Origin of the sequence: Streptomyces sp. AC512_CC834 (assembly GCF_019049325.1) — a bacterium.
Lineage (GTDB): Bacteria > Actinomycetota > Actinomycetes > Streptomycetales > Streptomycetaceae > Streptomyces.
This window is the reverse complement of record NZ_JAGMUO010000014.1, coordinates 331,040-346,866: the sequence shown is the minus strand read 5'-3', so window position 1 is coordinate 346,866 and position 15,827 is coordinate 331,040. Positions and strand designations below refer to the sequence as shown.

Genomic DNA, 15,827 nt, shown 5'->3' with positions numbered 1-15,827 from the left:
GCCGGTTCAGGGGCCGAGGACCAGGACGCCGTATGGGCCGAGCAGGGACGCCTGGAGGGTCTCGCCCTCGGCGTAGCGCCAGCCCCAGGAGCGCAGCGCCTGGACGGTCGCGCCGTCGGACCGCTCCACCAGCGTGACGCCGAGGGCCGCGTCGTGCTCGGTGAGCAGCCGCTTCTGCAGGCGCCGGGCGAGGTTCCAGGCGCGGTCCTGGTTCTGCTTGCGTACGCGGGCCGGGACGATGATCCCGGAGACCAGGAAGAGCCGCCCGGACGCGGCGACGGACCGCACGCTCCCCGGCAGGTACGCCTCCAGCCCCCGCGCGCCCCCGGCGGCGGCGCCGGGCACGGGATAGCCGTAGGCGCAGCCGGTCAGCGCGGTGGTCTCCGCGATCAGCAGCGAGAACCCCGGGCGCCGTACGTCGGCGGCCAGTTGCCGCAGGAAGGCGCCGCGGGCCACGTTCCACGCCCAGGGGCCGCCGCCGGAGGTCTGCGCGTACAGGTCGCCCAAGTCCCCGAACCGGTCCTCGATCTGGCGCCGGGTCAAGGGCCGGACGCGTTCCCCGGCCAGCGGCGAGGAGCCGCGCTCCGGCCTCGGCCTCCCCGGACCGGGCCAGGGGGCTGCGGCTCCGGGTCCGGGTCCGGTCTGCCGCCCGTGACGTTCTGAGGTGGTCGTCCGCACCGGTACGTTCACGGTCATGAGCGAGTCCTGCCCCGGGCTCGGGCGGGTCCGGCCCGGTGTCGTCATTCGCCGGGAGCGGCACCGGTGTCGGGGCCGGTGCACGGCTTGCCCTCGGTCCCTCCACGGTACTCCGGGCCCCGCCTGGGCGGCCCGCCCTCGCCTTCCGCGGGGTACTCTCAGGAAACCGAGGGCATGGCGCACGCCGGTGACCGGACCGGCCTCGTTCCCGGGGCACCACGACACCGGGCGCCTCGACGCCCGGGACAGGTTCCGCATCATGACCGCCCCCGCCCCTTCTTCAGGCGCTCTCGACGCTCCCGGCTCCTGCTCTTCCGGCTTCCGCGCCGCGTACCGCCCCGGCGTGCCGCCGCGCACGGCCCGCACCCGCCCGGCCTGACCGACCTGCCGCCGCGGCTCCCGACGTACCCGCCTCCGTCCGGGCGGCCCGCGTACGTCCGCCGGCCCCGCCACCACGCACACCGCGGCCGGGCGCCGACCGGAACGCACCTCGTAGCGCCCCGCCCCCGCGCCCCGCGCCCCGCGCCGCCACCGAAGGGAACGACGACCGTGATCACCACTCCCGCAGCCCGCTCCGCAGACCCGGCCCTGCGGCTGCGCCTCGCACCCCCGGGGCTCCTGCCGCGCCGCCTCAACGGGGCCTGGTGGCCGCGTTCCTACGATCTTCTGACCGAGCTTCCCCAACTCCTCGCCGCACTGCCGCGCGCCTGGGGCCACATCGCCGGTGTCACGGTGCACGGAGGGGCCTGGGCCGCGTCGCCGGGCCGGATGTTCGTCTGCAACCAGGTCGTACGGCTGCGCAAGAGCGTCGCCGGGCACGCCCCGGACACCGTCGTCCTGCTCGCCCCCGGCCACGGACGCTGGGACCTGCTGGTGGTGCCGCCCGACACCGGCGAGGCCGCCGCCGAACCGCTCATGGCGGCGGTGGCGGGCGGCCGGACCGGCTCGGAGTGAGGGAACGCGGGAGGCCGGGCGCCCGGCCCCGAAGCCCCCGCGGATCAGGCCGTCGTAGCCCGGCCTCCGCAGGGAAGGTCCACCTCCAGGGCGGTAGGCCCGCCGGGTGGGCTGGTCAGGCGGAGGGTGCCGTCGAGGGCCGCGACGCGGCGGCGGATGCCGGTCAGGCCGGAACCGCCGTCCTCGTCGGCGCCGCCCCGGCCGTCGTCCTCGATCACCAGGCGCAGCCGGCCCCCACGGGCCCGGGCCGTGACCGAGGCCTGTTCGGCACCGCTGTGCTTCGCGATGTTCGTCAGCGCCTCGGCCACCACGAAGTACGCCGTCGCCTCGACCGACGCCGCGCACCGCTCCGGTACGTCCGCCTCGACGCGGCACGGCACCCCGCAGTCCGCCGCCAGCCCCGACAGCGCCCCCGCGAGCCCGCGGTCGGCCAGCACCGGCGGCAGGATGCCCCGCGCCACCGACCGCAGTTCCGCCAACGCCTGCTCCGCGGCCGACTGCGCCCGCTCCAGCAACGCGTCCGCACCGGCGGGATCCCGCGCCGCCATCCGCCGTGCCGCGCCCAGCAGCACCGTCACCGACACCAGCCGGTTCTGCGCACCGTCGTGCAGGGACCGCTCGATGCGGCGCAGCTCGGTCGCGTGCGCGTCCAGCGCCGCCGCGCGCGTCGCGGTCAGTTCCGCCACCCGGAGCGACAGGTCCGTGTCCGGGCCCGCCGCGAGCAACCGCCGTGCGGGGTCGGCCTGAAGCCGTGCCATGCCCGGCCCGAGCCCCAGGACGATCGCGATCCAGCCCACGCCCAGCAGGGTCGCCGCGATCGCGTCCAGCCAGGTGTGCGCGGTGCCGACGCCCACGGACGTGGTCGTCGTCTCCTCGGGCCCGAACCACCACCACAGGGGGAACGTGGTGTCCCGGACCGCGAAGAGCGGGAGCAGAAGACCGAGCAGCCCCAGGAGGAACCCCAGGGTGGCGTGCCGGACCAGCCAGCTCAGCTCACGCCGGGTCGTGGGGTCGGCCAGCGCGAGCCGCAGCCGGGTGGGCGGCGGGTCGGGCGGGATGATCTCGGGGCCCCGGCGGGAAAGGCGCGCGCGTTCCCGGCGGGCGAGCGCGTGCAGGGCGCGCAGCGCGACCGGGGCGAGCAGCAGCCCCACGCCGACCGGGGCGGTCACCGCGGCCACGGCCAGCAGCACCAGCACGCCCAGCCCCAGGACGGCCGTACCGAGCCCGCCGACCAGTTGCCCGGTCGCCGCGCCGGCGGATCGCAGGGTCCGTACGGCGGTCTCCCGCACGGACGTGGTCGCAGCCGTCACCCGCCCGCCTCCTTCCGGTCCTTTCGCCCTCTCCGGAGTGCCCGACCTTATGCCGCCGCGCGCCCCGGCGACGGGTCCGGAGCCGAAAGGTACAGCCTGCTGTACCTCGGGCCGGGCGCCCACGGGATCGTCCGGAGGGGGCACCGGTTCATAGCGTCGAGAGCGTCGAAGGCGACCGAGAGCGAAGCCCACGGAGGACGCAGCCATGACGCATCAGGACCCCTACCGCCTGAGCACACCCCGGACCACCCCCGGCCCCACCCCCGGCCCCGCACCCACCCCCGGCGACGGCCCGGACGCCGTCTCCCGCGGGGACGTGCTGCGCACGCTGCTGTGGGCCGTCGTCGTGCTCAGCGTGGTCGCCAACATGGTCGCCTCCTTCGCCGGTGCCTCCGTCCTGGTGCACCTGGCCAGCGGCGTGGTCACCGTCCTCGCCGCCGGCACGCTCGTCCTGCGCGGCCTGCGGGGCCGTCGATGAGCACCGCGACCACGACGGCCACCGCGCGCCGGGCACCCGCCATCGCGCTGGCGAACGTCACCAGGACGTACCCGGGCGACGTACGGGCCCTCGACGACGTGTCGCTCACCGTGGAGCACGGCACCTTCCTCGCCGTGATGGGGCCCTCGGGCTCCGGCAAGAGCACCCTGATGCACTGCGCGGCCGGGCTCGACTCCCCCACGTCGGGCAGTGTCCGCATCGACGGGCAGGAGATCTCGGGGATGAACGAGACCCGCCGCACCGAACTGCGCCGCGAACGCGTCGGCTTCGTGTTCCAGGCGTACAACCTGATCCCCTCGCTCAGCGTCGAGGACAACATCACGCTGCCGCTGCGCCTGGCCGGCCGGCGCCCGGACCGGGACTGGCTGCGCACGCTGACCGAGCGGGTGGGGCTGGCCGACCGGCTGTCGCACCGCCCGGCCGAGCTGTCCGGCGGACAGCAGCAACGGGCCGCCGTCGTACGGGCGCTGGCGGCGAAGCCCGCCGTCGTCTTCGCCGACGAGCCGACCGGCGCGCTGGACCTGCGCAGCGCCCACCAGGTCCTCGACCTGCTGCGCGCACTCGTCGACGACTTGCGCCAGACGGTCGTCATGGTCACCCACGACCCGGCCGCCGCGGCCCGCGCGCACCACGCGCTGGTGATGGCCGACGGCCGGGTGGTCGAGGCCCTCGACGGGCCGAGCGCGCCTCGACTGGCCGAGCGTCTCGTGGCGTTGGGGGAGCGGTAGACCATGCTGCATCTCGCCTGGCGCATGGCCGCCCACCGGATCTCCGCACTGCTCGCCGTGGCCTGCGCGGTCCTGGGCGGCGCGGCACTGATCGCCACCACCGGCGTACTGGCCGAGTCCGGACTCCGCTCCCAGTTGCCGCCCGGACGGCTCGGCGGCGCGGACGTCGTGGTCGCCGCCGATCAGGAGTTCCACCCGAGCGGGGACCTGCCGATCGCGCTGCCCGAGCGGGCCACGGTCCCGGGCGGGCTCGTCGACCGGCTGGCCGCCCTGCCCGGCGTGACCGCGGCGGTCGGCGACATCGGCTTCCCGGCCGCGCTGGTCGACGGAGACGGGGACGGAAACGAACAGGTCGTACCGACGGCCGCCCAGGACCCGAAGACGGCGGGCCACGGCTGGTCCTCGACGAAGCTGCTGGCACACCCGCGCGTCGAGGGCCGGGCGCCCACCGGCGCGGGCGAGGTCGCCGTGGACGCGGCGACGGGCCTCGCGGTCGGCGAGCGGGTCCACGTCGTGGCGGCCGGCCGCCCCGCCGCCTCCTACCGGGTCTCCGCGGTGGTCGACGCCCCGGACGCGGGCGGCGTCTACTTCGCCGACGGGACGGCCGCAGCCCTGGCCGGACGCGGCGCCGACGGCAAGGGCCCGCGCGCCGGGACCGTCGACCTGGTCGGTCTGCGGGTCGAGGCCGGTGCCGGGGAGCGGGTGGCCTCGGCGGTCCGCGAGGAGGTGGCGGGCACGGGTCTCGAGGTCGCCACCGGCGCGGACCGCGGCGAGGCGGTGTCACCGGGCGTCGGTTCGGCGCGCTCGCTGCTGATCCTGCTCGCCGGTTCGCTCGCCGGGATCGTGCTGCTGATCACCGGGTTCGTGGTCGCGGGCGCGCTGGGGGTGGCGATCGCCGGACAGCGCCGCGACCTGGCGCTGATGCGGGCCGTCGGGGCGACCCCGAAGCAGATCCGCCGGCTGGCCGCCGCGCAGTCCACGGTCGTCGCGGCGGTGGCCCTGGTGCCGGGCGTGGCCGTCGGCTACCTGCTCGCGGGCCGCTTCCGGGAACTGCTGGCCGACCGCGGCGTACTCCCCGAGGAACTCCCCCTCACCATCAGCCCGTTGCCCGCGCTCGCCACACTGCTCCTGGTGGCGGCGGCCGTACAGCTCTCGGCGCGGTGCGCGGCCTGGCGCACCTCCCGCATGCCGGCCACCGAGGCGGTCGCCGAGTCGCGCAGCGAGCCGCGCACCCCGTCCCGGGTCCGGACGCGGGCGGGACTGCTGTTGATCCTCGGCGCCTGCGCACTGGCGGTGGCACCGCTGCTGTCCAGGACCGTCATCGGGGCCTCGGCCACGTCCATCGCGGGCATCGTCGCCGCGATCGGCCTGGCCCTGTCCGGACCGGCCCTGGTCAAGCGCTCGAGCGAGGCCGCCGTACGGCGACTGCGCCCCGGGGTCGCGGCCCCGACCTGGCTGGCCCTGTCCAACACGCGCGCCTACGCCCTGCGCCTGTCGGGCGTGGTCAGCCCGCTGGCAATGGCGGTCGTGTTCGTCCTGACGTACACGTTCGCGCAGACCACGGTGCTGGCCGCCACCTCGGACGACACCCGCACCGGCACCCTCGCCCAGTACGAGGTGTCCGCGCCGGGCCTCGGCGGACTGCCCGCGGACACCCTGGCAGCCGTACGGCAGGTGCCCGGCGTACGGTCGGCGGCGCCCGCCGGGACGACCACGGTGGTGTGGGAGTACGAGCAGTTCGGCGAACCCGCGGCCGAGTCGGCGTCGGCGATGATCCTCGCCCCGGACGCCCGCGACGTCGTCGACCTCGGCGTCACGGACGGCGGCCTGGACCGGCTGACGGGTGCGACCGTCGCCGTCAGCGCCGAAGCCGCCCGCACGCGCGACGCGGGCATCGGCAAGCGCGTACGCCTCGTGCTCGGCGACGGGGCGCGGGTCGACGCCCGGGTCGTCGCCGTGTACGACCGCGGGCTGGGCTTCGGCCCCGTCGTCCTCTCCCGCCAACTGGCCGCCGGGCACACCACGACCGGCCTCGACCAGCGCGTCCTGGTCCGCACCGACGGCACGTCCGAGGCAGGGCGGGGCCTGGCCGCGCTGGCCGCCGACCGCACCGGCCTGACGGTCGCGAGCACGACCCCGGACGACACCGGAGCGGACGCGCCGCCCGAGGTGTGGATCAACCTGGCCACCATCGTCGTCCTCCTCGGCTACCTGCTCCTGAGCATCGCCAACAAGCTGGTCGCCGCCACCGCCCAGCGCCGGGCCGAGATCGCCGCGTTGCGCCTGGTCGGTACGACGCCCCGGCAGATCCGCGCGATGATGCGCCGCGAGGCCGCGGTGATCGCCGCCGCCGCTCTCGTCTCCGGCCTGCTCCTGTCCGCCGTCCCACTCGCCCTCCTGGGCCAGGGCTTCCTCGGCCACCCCTGGCCGGCGGGCCCCGCCTGGCTGCTCCCGGCGGTGGCCGCGACGGTCGTCCTGACGTCCTACCTCACCATCGAACTCCCCACCCGCCACGCCCTGCGGACGCCACCGGCGGAGGCGCTGCGAGCGGTTTAGGAGGCGCACCGGTCGTCGACCCGCACCTCCAGGTGGGGCCAGGCATCGGCGAGACGTGTCAGGTCGACGGCCTCCGGCACGCGCAACGGGCCCAGCGACCGGTCCGGCCAGAAGTGGACCAGCGTCCCTGTCGTACCGTCGGCCTCGACGGGCTCGAGCCCGGTGACAGGGACGCCGTGTTCATAGCGCTGGGTCCACGCCCCGTCGAGGCGCCGGTTGGTGTGGACGAGCCACTCACTGAGCGCCGCGACTACGGACACGCCGCGCCGGGGACAACCGTCGGGCAGCACTTCGGCCTCCGGGAAGTCGAAGAACCGCAGATCCCTCGTAGCCATGACCGGCTTCTTCACGCTCCGGCCGTCCTCGTCCACGCGTGTGTCGGTGCCCCGTCCGTCGTCCCGCACCGAGAGGGAACCGTCCGGACGAACAACAACGACACACCGTCCCCCGCCCGTGCCCGACGCTTCGTCGGCGGCGTAGGCCAGGACCTCGAGTACGAGGTGCCAGGGCCCGTCCGGAGCGAACTCGACCGCGTTCTGCCGGATGTGCGACAGATGCTCCGCATCGACGTCACCGGCCCAGTCGTGCGTCGTGTTGGTCCAGGAGGCCCTCGTCACGTCCACCGGGCGAGTCTCCCATCGGAGGTCGTGGCTGCACCAGCTTCGGCCGATGCGCAGTATTGCGGGCATCAAGGCCATGAACGAGGGGCCAACCGGCCCCGGCGAAGGTGACCAGGGAGAGACGCGTGAGCGAGCACCAGCAGGCCATCACCGAGGATCAGTGGCACCGGGCAGTGCTGATCTGGGACTACCACCAGATGCAGCACCAGATGCGGTCCGTCGACGTGGCGATCGGCCTGGGCAGTCACGACCTCGGCGTCGCGACCCACTCCGCCGAGCTGTACCGCGCTGGGCTGTTCTCGACCCTGGTCTTCACCGGCGGCAACAGCCCCACCACCGCCAAGGTCTTCCCGCGCGGCGAGGCCGTCCACTTCCGCGAGCACGCCATCGACCTCGGCGTTCCCGCCGAGGCGATCCTGCTGGAACCGGATGCCGGCAACACCGGGCAGAACATCACTCTCTCCCGTGAGGTCCTCGCCGCCGCCGGCATCACCCCGAGCACGGTGCTGCTGGTCTCCAAGCCCTATATGGAACGGCGGTCGTTCGCCACCGCCCGCAAGCTGTGGCCCGACGTCGAGATCCTCTGCGCGTCGGAGCCGCTGGAGTTCGACGACTACGTGAAGTCCATCGGCGACGAGAAGCTCGTCCTGGACATGCTCGTCGGCGATCTCCAGCGGGTCATCGAGTATCCGAAGCTCGGGTTCGCCATCGAGCAGGAGGTCCCGGAGGACATGCATGCAGCGTACGAATCCCTCATCCGTGACGGCTTCACCAGTCGCCTCATCTCTTCCTGACCTGCCGGAGTCGGGCGGGCTGTGCGCTATTCACCAGCCCAATCTGTTCCTGTGGGCGGCCACCAAAGATTCCCCACGTACGGCCAGTTGGAATGTGACTCTCAGTGAGAGTAGCGGAGACTCGCGAATCTCCGGGAGTGCGTACGTGCGTGCGCTCAGAAGACGTGGCGGGAGTCCGCTTCCGGGAATCCGGAAACCGTCTTGCGTCGTGGAGCGTCGCGGTCAGGCGCCTTGCGGGTGGAGGGCGAGTGCGATGTACGGGGCGAGTGCGTGCAGGAAGTCCGGTGCGTCGAAGATCTCGCCGGCGGAGGTGACGCCGACAGTCTTGGTGCGGCCGGTCAGGACGCGTTCGAGGGCCTCGGCGACGAGAGGCGCGGTGACGGCGTAGATGTCCTGACCGCTGGCCGTGGCCCGGCGTTCGACTCCGCCGGAGCGTACGACGGCGTCGACGAGGAAGGTCTGGTCCGAGCGCCCGCTCCGGTCGGCGGCTGTCGGGGCCGGTGTGTGGGGGGCAGCGACATCACGGACCGCCTCAACGGTCATGTAGGTGGTCACGTCGGGGATGGACAGGTGCTGGGGAACGGTGACGACGTCCGCCATCGTGAACTCGCCGATCACCTCCCGGACTCCCACCGGTTCCGGGAAGGTCCACTGAAGGGCGGGCGCGGCGTCGGTGCGGCGCTCCCACTGGCCGCCGCTGTAGCGCAGGCGGACGTCGCCGCGGCGCTCGCGGGAGACGGCACTGGACAGGCGGGTGCCGGCGGTGGGGCGCCAGCTGTTGAGCGCGTAGGCGATGTGGGCCTCGTCGGCTGCGGTCCAGTCGCCCATCGCCGCGGTGGCTAGCAGGTCACCGAGGCCGCCGAAGAAGGCCATGGCCGGGACGATCACCGCTCCCGCTTCCCGGGCCCGGTCCTGGTAGTGGGCGAAGGTGTCGAGGTTGGCCTCAAGCTCGGCGGCCACGTCCAGGTACGGGATCTTCGCACGGAGCGCGGCCTCGATCACGGGACCGGTGGTCGTCGCGAAGGGGCCCGCGCAGTTGATGACCGCCACCGCGCTTGCCAGGGCCCGGTCCAGCGACGCCGCGTCCTCGGCTGACGCCATCCGGGCCTCAAGGCCGTGCTCCTGGGCCAGCTCCCGCAGCGCCTGTGCGTTGCGCCCGGAGGGCACCGGGGAGTATCCGCGCGCGGCCAGTTCCGCGACCACGAACCGCCCGGTGTGACCGTACGCGCCGAACACCGCCACCTGCTGACCTGACCCCATGAGACTACTCCCGTGCACTGGAACACCCGCCGCGGTGTCGATCCGCCGCGGCCTGACACGCACATCCTGTCCTCGCGGCAGCACCCCGCACGAGCGTCGGAAACGACATGGCGCGTACAGTTTCGGACATGCCTTCTGTTGCGCTGGCCGTCACCGACGGCATGCTCCACTACGAACTGTCCGTGGCCATCGAGATCTTCGGCGCTGATCTGACCCACATCGTGGACCCCTGGTACGACTTCTCCGTCTGTGGAAGCGGTCCGGTACACGTCGACCGCTTCCGCCTGGCGCCCGACCACGGACTCGACCATCTCGCGCACGCCGACATGGTGATCGTCCCCGGCTGGGCCGACACCGACCGTGAACCACCCGGCGACCTGGTCCAGGCGGTGCGCACCGCCCACGAGGCCGGCGCCCGCGTGGCCTCGCTGTGCACGGGCGCCTTCGTCCTGGGCGCGGCCGGACTGCTCGACGGCAGGCGCGCCACCACCCACTGGGCCCACACCCGGGAACTGGCCCGGCGCCACCCGGCGGCCACCGTGGATCCGGACGTCCTCTACGTCGACAACGGCGACGTCCTCACCTCTGCGGGCAAGGCCGCCGCCATGGACCTGTGCCTGCACCTGGTCCGCCTCGACCACGGCTCGGCCAGCGCCAACAAGATCGCCCGCCGCCTGGTCATCCCGCCCCACCGCGACGGCGGCCAGGCCCAGTTCATCTCCACACCCCTGCCCGAGCTCGGCAACCACCCACTGGGCGGACTCTTCCCCTGGGCGCTGGAACGACTGGACCAACCGCTCACCGTGGAGGACCTGGCCCGCCAGGCTGGCATGAGCTCACGCCACCTCGCCCGCCACTTCAAACACCTCACCGGCACCACACCACTGCAGTGGCTCCACACCCAGCGCATCCGCCACGCCCAGGAACTCCTGGAAACCACCAGCGCCACCGTCGACACCATCGCCACGGCCACCGGCATGGGCACCGCCACCACCCTGCGCCGCCACTTCCACCGCAGCGTCGGCGTCCCGCCCGACACCTACCGCCGCACCTTCCGCCCCCAAGAGCCAGTCCCAAGCCCGCATCACGGAAGCTGACACTTCACGGTCAGCAGCCATCGGCGGCCAGTTAGCTCCCTACCTACTGGCCGCCGATGGGGAATTTCAACTGGCCACTGTCAGTCATCAAGAATCTCCAGCAGTTGATGACTTGAGCGCTGACAGAACGGCGGCCAGCAGCGCTGTCCTCCACGTCGCGGACATGCACGGGACGTGAACTTCCAGTTCAGGGGCTCTTCTGCACATCGACGCTCGGAAAACTGGACGACGTGCAATTCACCCGCCGCAACTACCAGCACCGAACCCGCCCCGGGGCCCTCGACCACCCGGGTCGTCGGCAGTGGCTCACCACCCCCACCCGCCTCCCCCACGGACAGCGGACTCTCATCCGGGACGCGTTGATCCACGATCCCGACCGGGCCTGCCGGAAGACTGCGGGGATGCTGCGGCAGCACTACGGAGCAAGCCCCTACTGGCCCGCGCTCGCACACACCCTGGCCCCAGTACTGGATGCCTTCGGTACGGTGAGGACCGCCACGGTTGCCGAAATCTCCACCCGTGTTCTGCTCGGCCTGCTCGGCCGGCAGGGCAAGATCCTCGTCAGCAGCGATCTGCCGTCCCGGCCGGGTCGTTCCCAACGGCTTGCCGATCTCTGCGCCATCACTGGTGCTCGCACGTATGTGCGCGGAACCGGTGGCATGACGTACCTGGACCCGGAACCGTTCGCCGCCGAGGGCATCGCCGTTCTGCCGTTCCGGCCGCCGACGACCAGCATCCGGCCCGCCGGTCGAAGCCTCAGTTCGTTGTGGGCGTTGGCGGCACTCGGCCCGCAGGAGGTGGCCGCCGGCATGCGGCAGCTCGCCTTGGACCACGGCCTGGTGGCGGCCGCGCACGCCCGCGGCAGAGGGGAGGTTCTCTGACGCTTCACGTCCTCGTGGGCAACCCCGGCTCCGTCAGGACGTCCTCCATCGTCACGAAGCCCAGGACCGCGCCCGTCTCACCGGTGGCCGCGGCGAGGTGGCTGTCCTCGGTGCGGAGGGCCGTGAGGGCGTCGTCGAGCCACGAGCCGTACACCAGTACCAATGGCTCGCCCCCGCCGTGCACCCCGTAGTACCGGGACAACGACGACCGGTCGGCACAGACCAAGCGCCCATCCGATCCACACAACCTCTTCCACGCCGACCAGAACATCCGCCCGACTCAGGCACGGCGCTCCAGCACGGCGTAGTCGGCGAAGCAGCGCCGATAGCGGGTGTGCCGGGTGTCCCGGGTGTGCCCGCGCTGCCACTCCTCGACGTCCCACGGGGCGGCGCAGGGTCCCGACGTGGCACCGCAGTCGGCGGCGTCGCCGGACACGCAGTGCGCCTGGTACTCGGGCAGCGCCGACGGGTCCTGGACGATGGCGAACGGTACGAACCGGAAGAGCCGGCGGGCATGGTGCTCCCGCCGTTGGTGCCGGTCCAGCAGCACATCGGCGTCGGTCTCCGCGCTGCCGTCACCGGCGGCCCGTGCGTGGGCGCGGCGCTCGGCCAGCCCGGCGCAGGTGGCGCAGCCGGTGACCGGCTCGGGCGGCGGCCCCACGTCGACCAGCGGCCCTGCCGTCAACACCCCTTCGCGCGACCGGTCGTTGGCCGCCCGCACCCCGGCGCTCAGCTTCTCCTCGGCCGTCGCCGCCCGGATCAGCGCGGGGTCGGCCTGCCACTCCCGGCCGCCGCCGACGGGACGCAGCATCGCGCAGGGCCCCGCCTCACCCCGGTACTCACCGACCCTGCGGGTGCGCGGGTCGTAGACGAACGTTCCCGGTTTCATCGTGCAACCTCCGTGACTCTGGGTGTATTGAGAGTTGCGCAGGGGAATCGTCGGTATCAACGCTTGACGCGTGACACACGTCCACTGTCACGCAAGGGAGGGGAGGTGGGGGACCGTGGGGCGACGCAACGCCGTTGGCTCGGGCGCAAGTACGGCCGCCGTGTTCGGTGAGGTGCTGCGGCACTTCCGGGAGGCGGCGGGGCTCACGCAGGAGGGTCTTGCGGTCCGTATCCCCTGCGACCGGTCGCACATCGCCCGGGTGGAGGCGGGGACGCGGGTGCCGCAGGACACGTTCGCGAAGACGTGCGACGAGCTGCTGGGCACGGGTGGGGTGTTGGCGCGGTTGTGGGGGCGCATCGACTGGTATCCGGAGGTGGAGCATCCGGACTGGTTCCAGCGCAGGGCCGACATGGACGCGGAGGCGGTGGCGCTGCGGGAGTATCAGGAACGGGTCATTCCGGGGCTGTTGCAGACGGAGGAGTATGCGCGGGCGTTGTTCTCGCGCGTCGCGAGCGGACCCAAGTTGGAGGAACGCGTGCGAGCGCGACTGAGTCGGCAGCAGCGCTTCCTGGTCGGCAGCGGCCCTTCCTACATCGTTGTCCTTGACGAGAGCTGCTTGCGCAACGTCGTAGGGAGTCCGGGGATCATGCAGGAGCAGTGCGCGCACTTGTTGGACCTCGGGCGGCGCCCCAACATCCGTGTTCAAGTCGCACCGGCGAGCTTCCCGGAACTGCTCCGCCCCAACGTCTCCATGTCGCTGATCGAGCTGCCCAACAGGGAGCGATGGGTGTACTCGGAGTCAGCGGACCGTGGCCATTTCAACCGGGATCCGGCCGCTTACGCGCGTCATAGCCACACCTATGATGTGCTCAGGGCGGATGTTCTGTCAGCCCGCCAGACTTTCGCCCTCATCGGCGACACGATGGAAGGGTACGGGCAGCATGGACAGGCACGAACTCAGCGCGGCGACTTGGGTCAAGAGCAGCTACAGCGGCGAGAACGGCGGCAACTGCGTGGAAATCGCCCCCGGTTTCCCCGACGTCGTCCCGGTCCGGGACAGCAAGAGCCCTGACGGCCCCACCCTGGTCGTCAACCGTTCCGCCTGGGCGTCCTTCACGTCAGCCCTGCGCTGATCGGCGCGGCATGGGCATCTGCGACCTGAGCGCGGCGACCTGGATCAAGAGCAGCTACAGCGACGCCAACGGCGGCAACTGCGTGGAAATCGCCCCCGGATTGCCCGGCGTCGTCCCGGTCCGGGACAGCAAGAGCCCTGACGGCCCCGTCCTGTTGGTCAGCCACGCGGCGTGGTCGGCGTTCGCCGCTGCCCTGCGCTGACTCCGGAACCCGGGTTCTCGCGTTCCGGAGTCTCGGGCGACTCCCTCCAAGGACGACTTGGGGAAAGGACCCCTGCCAAACCCCACCCCACCCGCCCACGGCGTCGAGTCACCCGCCTGGGTGAACATCACCGGTTGGGCTGGATTTCGGTACCCCCGGCTCCCTTACTCTCAGCGCAACGACCGCTGACATATGTCAGCCCCCGTCGGGGACTTGGGATCCTCGCGGGGGCCTGACCACCGAGGAAGCGAGAACCTTCCGGATGGCTACCGCAAACCCTAGCGTGCCCGCACGCGCCGAGTCCGCCGCTGACGACAATCGCCCCCGTTCGGGCGTCATCCACGACAACGTCCGCCACACCGCCAACTTCACCGTGGTCGGCAACCACCTCGCGCAGCACCCGAAGCTGTCCCTGCTGGCGATCGGCCTGGGCCTGTACGTCCAGTCCGTGCGCGGCGGCACCTCCGTGGACATCAAGAGCCTGACCGCCCGCTTCAAGGAGGGCGCGGTCCGCATCAGCGCGGCGCTGCGCGAGCTGGAGGCCCACGGCTACCTGCGCCGCGAACGGAAACAGGCCCCCGACGGCCGCTTCGTCACCCGCACCGTCTCCTGCAACGACCCCCGGACCCGGCACCGTGCAGCAACGGGCACCGAATGCCCCGCCCGACCCACGGGCCCGGCGCAACCCGAAGCCACGGGACCGCAGCGCACGCCCCACCCGCGCCGTACGGCGGGACGCAAGGCGCTGCCCGCCGTACCGCAGCCCGGCTGCAAGGTCCCCGGACTCCTCCAGGCCGCCGTCGACCTCCTCACCGACCTGCGCCGACACGACTCCCGCCTGCTGCTCTCCGCCACCGACACGGCCCACCTGGTGCCCGGCGTCGCCGCCTGGCTGGAGCGGGACGTCCTCCCCAGCGGCGTACGCCACGCCCTGACCACCAACCTCCCGGACGAGCCCCTGCACCGCCCCGCCGCCCTCCTGGCCCACCGCCTGGCCGACAAACTGCCACCCCCGGCCCCGTTCCGCCCCACGGCGACGGCGACAACCCCACCGGCTCCCGTCCGGCACCCCGTCCGCAACTGCGACGGCTGCGACCGGGGCTTCCGCGCCCCCGAAACCGAAACCCACTGCCGCGACTGCCGAGAAGCCCGGCGCCCGAACCCGCCCCGCTCGAGCGCGTTCGGCACCCGGGAGGAGATCACGGCCGACCGGTGACCCGCACGTCCAGATGCGGCCAGGCCGTGGCAAGACGTGCAAGACCGTCGGCCGACGGCATGGTCCTCGGGCCCAATGACCTGTCCGGCCTGAAGTGGACCAGCGTTCCGGTCGTGCAGCGCTGGGTCCACGCCCCGTTGAGGCGCCGGTTGGTGTGGACGAGCCACTCACTGAAGCTGTGACATCTTGAAGTTGCTGGTCAGGGTGGTGGCGTGGTGCTTGTTCGGTGTCCTCGTGCTGGTGGTGGGTGGATGTCTCGCGTGTAGATCATCTGTTTTCGTTCGAGCTCCTGCGGACCAGCGTCCTCGCACAGCCATGAGCATCATCGCCCCACTCGGTGGTGACGACAGTGGTACTCGGCAGCCATCAGCGGCGCCGTGGAGCACCGGTGGTCCGTCCGGCCGCTGCCGGCGGGACGGACCACTGTCAGGCCGGTGGAGGCCGGCGTGTTGCGCGTGCAGGCGGTCGCTCAGGCTGTGCCGAGCGGATTGAGTACGGCGAACCGCCAGCAGCCGTCGACTCCTCGGCACGCGACGTTGGCGGTGGTGCCGGTCGGGGCGACACGCTCGCCGTCCGGAGCGGTGACTTCGAGGGTCCAGTCGGTGACCAGCAGCGCGGCCTCGGCGCCGCGCAGGGTGTGCCGGGGGATGTTGGTGAGCCGCCCACGGGCGGCGACGGTCCCGCTGATCTCCCGGCGCAGCGCCTCGTGACCGGCGATGACCTCGCCGGCCGGCGTGCGCATGGTGGCGCCGGGTGCGAACAGGGCCAGCACGCCCTCGACGTCACCGCCGTTCAGGGCGTCCTCGAACGCGCCGGGCAGCAGTGCGGGATCGGTGATCGCAGACTTCACAGTGGTGGGTCCTTACCTGGTAGGTGCCATCGGAGGCAGGGATGCACGAGCGCGCCACGGGTCTGGGTGACCAGGCCGGCAGCACGCGGCGACGCCTCCACGATCCCCGCCAAAGGCTCCCGACAACGAGGTAGAGTCGGGA

General features: G+C 72.7%; 18 protein-coding genes. 11 read left to right on the top strand and 7 right to left on the bottom strand.

Features of this window, described 5'->3' with window-relative positions:
* Positions 1-6: 6 nt before the first annotated feature.
* Positions 7-543, bottom strand: a complete 537-nt coding sequence (locus KUM40_RS05620) for a hypothetical protein (RefSeq protein WP_254394554.1) — start codon at positions 541-543, stop codon at positions 7-9.
* 702 nt (positions 544-1,245) lie between these two features.
* On the opposite strand from KUM40_RS05620, the gene KUM40_RS05615 reads away from it, so the two are divergent.
* Positions 1,246-1,650 (top strand): DUF5994 family protein, encoded by a 405-nt coding sequence (locus tag KUM40_RS05615; RefSeq protein ID WP_217163447.1) that lies wholly within the window; start codon positions 1,246-1,248, stop codon positions 1,648-1,650.
* 44 nt (positions 1,651-1,694) lie between these two features.
* On the opposite strand, the gene KUM40_RS05610 is transcribed toward KUM40_RS05615, so the two are convergent.
* The gene (locus tag KUM40_RS05610; protein ID WP_217163445.1) at positions 1,695-2,960 is read right to left on the bottom strand and encodes a sensor histidine kinase; all 1,266 of its coding nucleotides are present in this window, start codon (positions 2,958-2,960) and stop codon (positions 1,695-1,697) included.
* A 205-nt stretch (positions 2,961-3,165) separates the two neighbouring features.
* On the opposite strand from KUM40_RS05610, the gene KUM40_RS05605 reads away from it, so the two are divergent.
* From KUM40_RS05605 to KUM40_RS05595, 3 genes are read left to right on the top strand one after another with little or no spacing between them, the layout of a single operon-like run.
* Complete coding sequence (locus KUM40_RS05605) at positions 3,166-3,438, top strand: hypothetical protein (protein ID WP_217163443.1); 273 nt, start codon at positions 3,166-3,168, stop codon at positions 3,436-3,438.
* Positions 3,435-4,187 carry an ABC transporter ATP-binding protein gene (locus tag KUM40_RS05600; protein ID WP_217163441.1) on the top strand — a complete coding sequence of 251 codons (753 nt, stop codon included), beginning with the start codon at positions 3,435-3,437 and terminating at the stop codon, positions 4,185-4,187. Before KUM40_RS05605 ends, KUM40_RS05600 begins: the two co-directional genes overlap by 4 nt.
* A 3-nt stretch (positions 4,188-4,190) precedes the next feature.
* The gene (locus KUM40_RS05595) at positions 4,191-6,743 is read left to right on the top strand and encodes an FtsX-like permease family protein (protein WP_217163440.1); all 2,553 of its coding nucleotides are present in this window, start codon (positions 4,191-4,193) and stop codon (positions 6,741-6,743) included.
* Here the strand turns inward: KUM40_RS05595 and KUM40_RS05590 are convergent.
* A complete protein-coding gene (locus KUM40_RS05590; protein WP_254394553.1) occupies positions 6,740-7,366 on the bottom strand; it encodes an ATP-binding protein in 627 nt (208 codons plus the stop codon). The two genes, KUM40_RS05595 and KUM40_RS05590, sit on opposite strands and share 4 nt — an antisense overlap.
* 122 nt (positions 7,367-7,488) lie before the next feature.
* Here KUM40_RS05590 and KUM40_RS05585 point away from each other — a divergent pair, with 122 nt between their 5' ends.
* Entirely contained in the window at positions 7,489-8,157 is a 669-nt protein-coding gene (locus KUM40_RS05585) for a YdcF family protein (protein ID WP_217163438.1), read from the top strand.
* 222 nt (positions 8,158-8,379) lie between these two features.
* On the opposite strand, the gene KUM40_RS05580 is transcribed toward KUM40_RS05585, so the two are convergent.
* Entirely contained in the window at positions 8,380-9,417 is a 1,038-nt protein-coding gene (locus tag KUM40_RS05580) for a trans-acting enoyl reductase family protein (protein ID WP_217163436.1), read from the bottom strand.
* A 128-nt stretch (positions 9,418-9,545) separates the two neighbouring features.
* Between KUM40_RS05580 and KUM40_RS05575 the strand changes: the two genes are divergently transcribed.
* Both KUM40_RS05575 and KUM40_RS05570 read left to right on the top strand, forming a co-directional pair.
* Positions 9,546-10,514: a helix-turn-helix domain-containing protein gene (locus KUM40_RS05575; RefSeq protein WP_217163434.1), complete on the top strand. Its 969-nt coding sequence runs from the start codon at positions 9,546-9,548 to the stop codon at positions 10,512-10,514.
* A 230-nt stretch (positions 10,515-10,744) separates the two neighbouring features.
* Positions 10,745-11,395 (top strand): WbqC family protein, encoded by a 651-nt coding sequence (locus tag KUM40_RS05570; RefSeq protein WP_217163432.1) that lies wholly within the window; start codon positions 10,745-10,747, stop codon positions 11,393-11,395.
* A gap of 4 nt (positions 11,396-11,399) precedes the next feature.
* Here KUM40_RS05570 and KUM40_RS05565 read toward each other — a convergent pair whose 3' ends face one another.
* Positions 11,400-11,621 carry a hypothetical protein gene (locus tag KUM40_RS05565; protein WP_217163631.1) on the bottom strand — a complete coding sequence of 74 codons (222 nt, stop codon included), beginning with the start codon at positions 11,619-11,621 and terminating at the stop codon, positions 11,400-11,402.
* A 54-nt stretch (positions 11,622-11,675) separates the two neighbouring features.
* Entirely contained in the window at positions 11,676-12,284 is a 609-nt protein-coding gene (locus KUM40_RS42335; protein ID WP_217163431.1) for a hypothetical protein, read from the bottom strand.
* A 115-nt stretch (positions 12,285-12,399) separates the two neighbouring features.
* On the opposite strand from KUM40_RS42335, the gene KUM40_RS05555 reads away from it, so the two are divergent.
* From KUM40_RS05555 to KUM40_RS05545, 4 genes are all read left to right on the top strand, one after another.
* Positions 12,400-13,356 (top strand): helix-turn-helix transcriptional regulator, encoded by a 957-nt coding sequence (locus KUM40_RS05555; protein ID WP_217163429.1) that lies wholly within the window; start codon positions 12,400-12,402, stop codon positions 13,354-13,356.
* Positions 13,304-13,417, top strand: a complete 114-nt coding sequence (locus KUM40_RS41025; protein WP_308401067.1) for a DUF397 domain-containing protein — start codon at positions 13,304-13,306, stop codon at positions 13,415-13,417. The genes KUM40_RS05555 and KUM40_RS41025 overlap by 53 nt, the downstream gene beginning before the upstream one ends.
* Positions 13,418-13,427: 10 nt before the next feature.
* Complete coding sequence (locus tag KUM40_RS05550) at positions 13,428-13,619, top strand: DUF397 domain-containing protein (RefSeq protein ID WP_217163427.1); 192 nt, start codon at positions 13,428-13,430, stop codon at positions 13,617-13,619.
* A gap of 262 nt (positions 13,620-13,881) precedes the next feature.
* Positions 13,882-14,835 carry a helix-turn-helix domain-containing protein gene (locus KUM40_RS05545; RefSeq protein ID WP_217163419.1) on the top strand — a complete coding sequence of 318 codons (954 nt, stop codon included), beginning with the start codon at positions 13,882-13,884 and terminating at the stop codon, positions 14,833-14,835.
* A gap of 469 nt (positions 14,836-15,304) precedes the next feature.
* Here the strand turns inward: KUM40_RS05545 and KUM40_RS05540 are convergent, their stop codons facing one another.
* Positions 15,305-15,685, bottom strand: a complete 381-nt coding sequence (locus KUM40_RS05540) for a nuclear transport factor 2 family protein (RefSeq protein WP_217163417.1) — start codon at positions 15,683-15,685, stop codon at positions 15,305-15,307.
* Positions 15,686-15,827 lie beyond the last annotated feature (142 nt).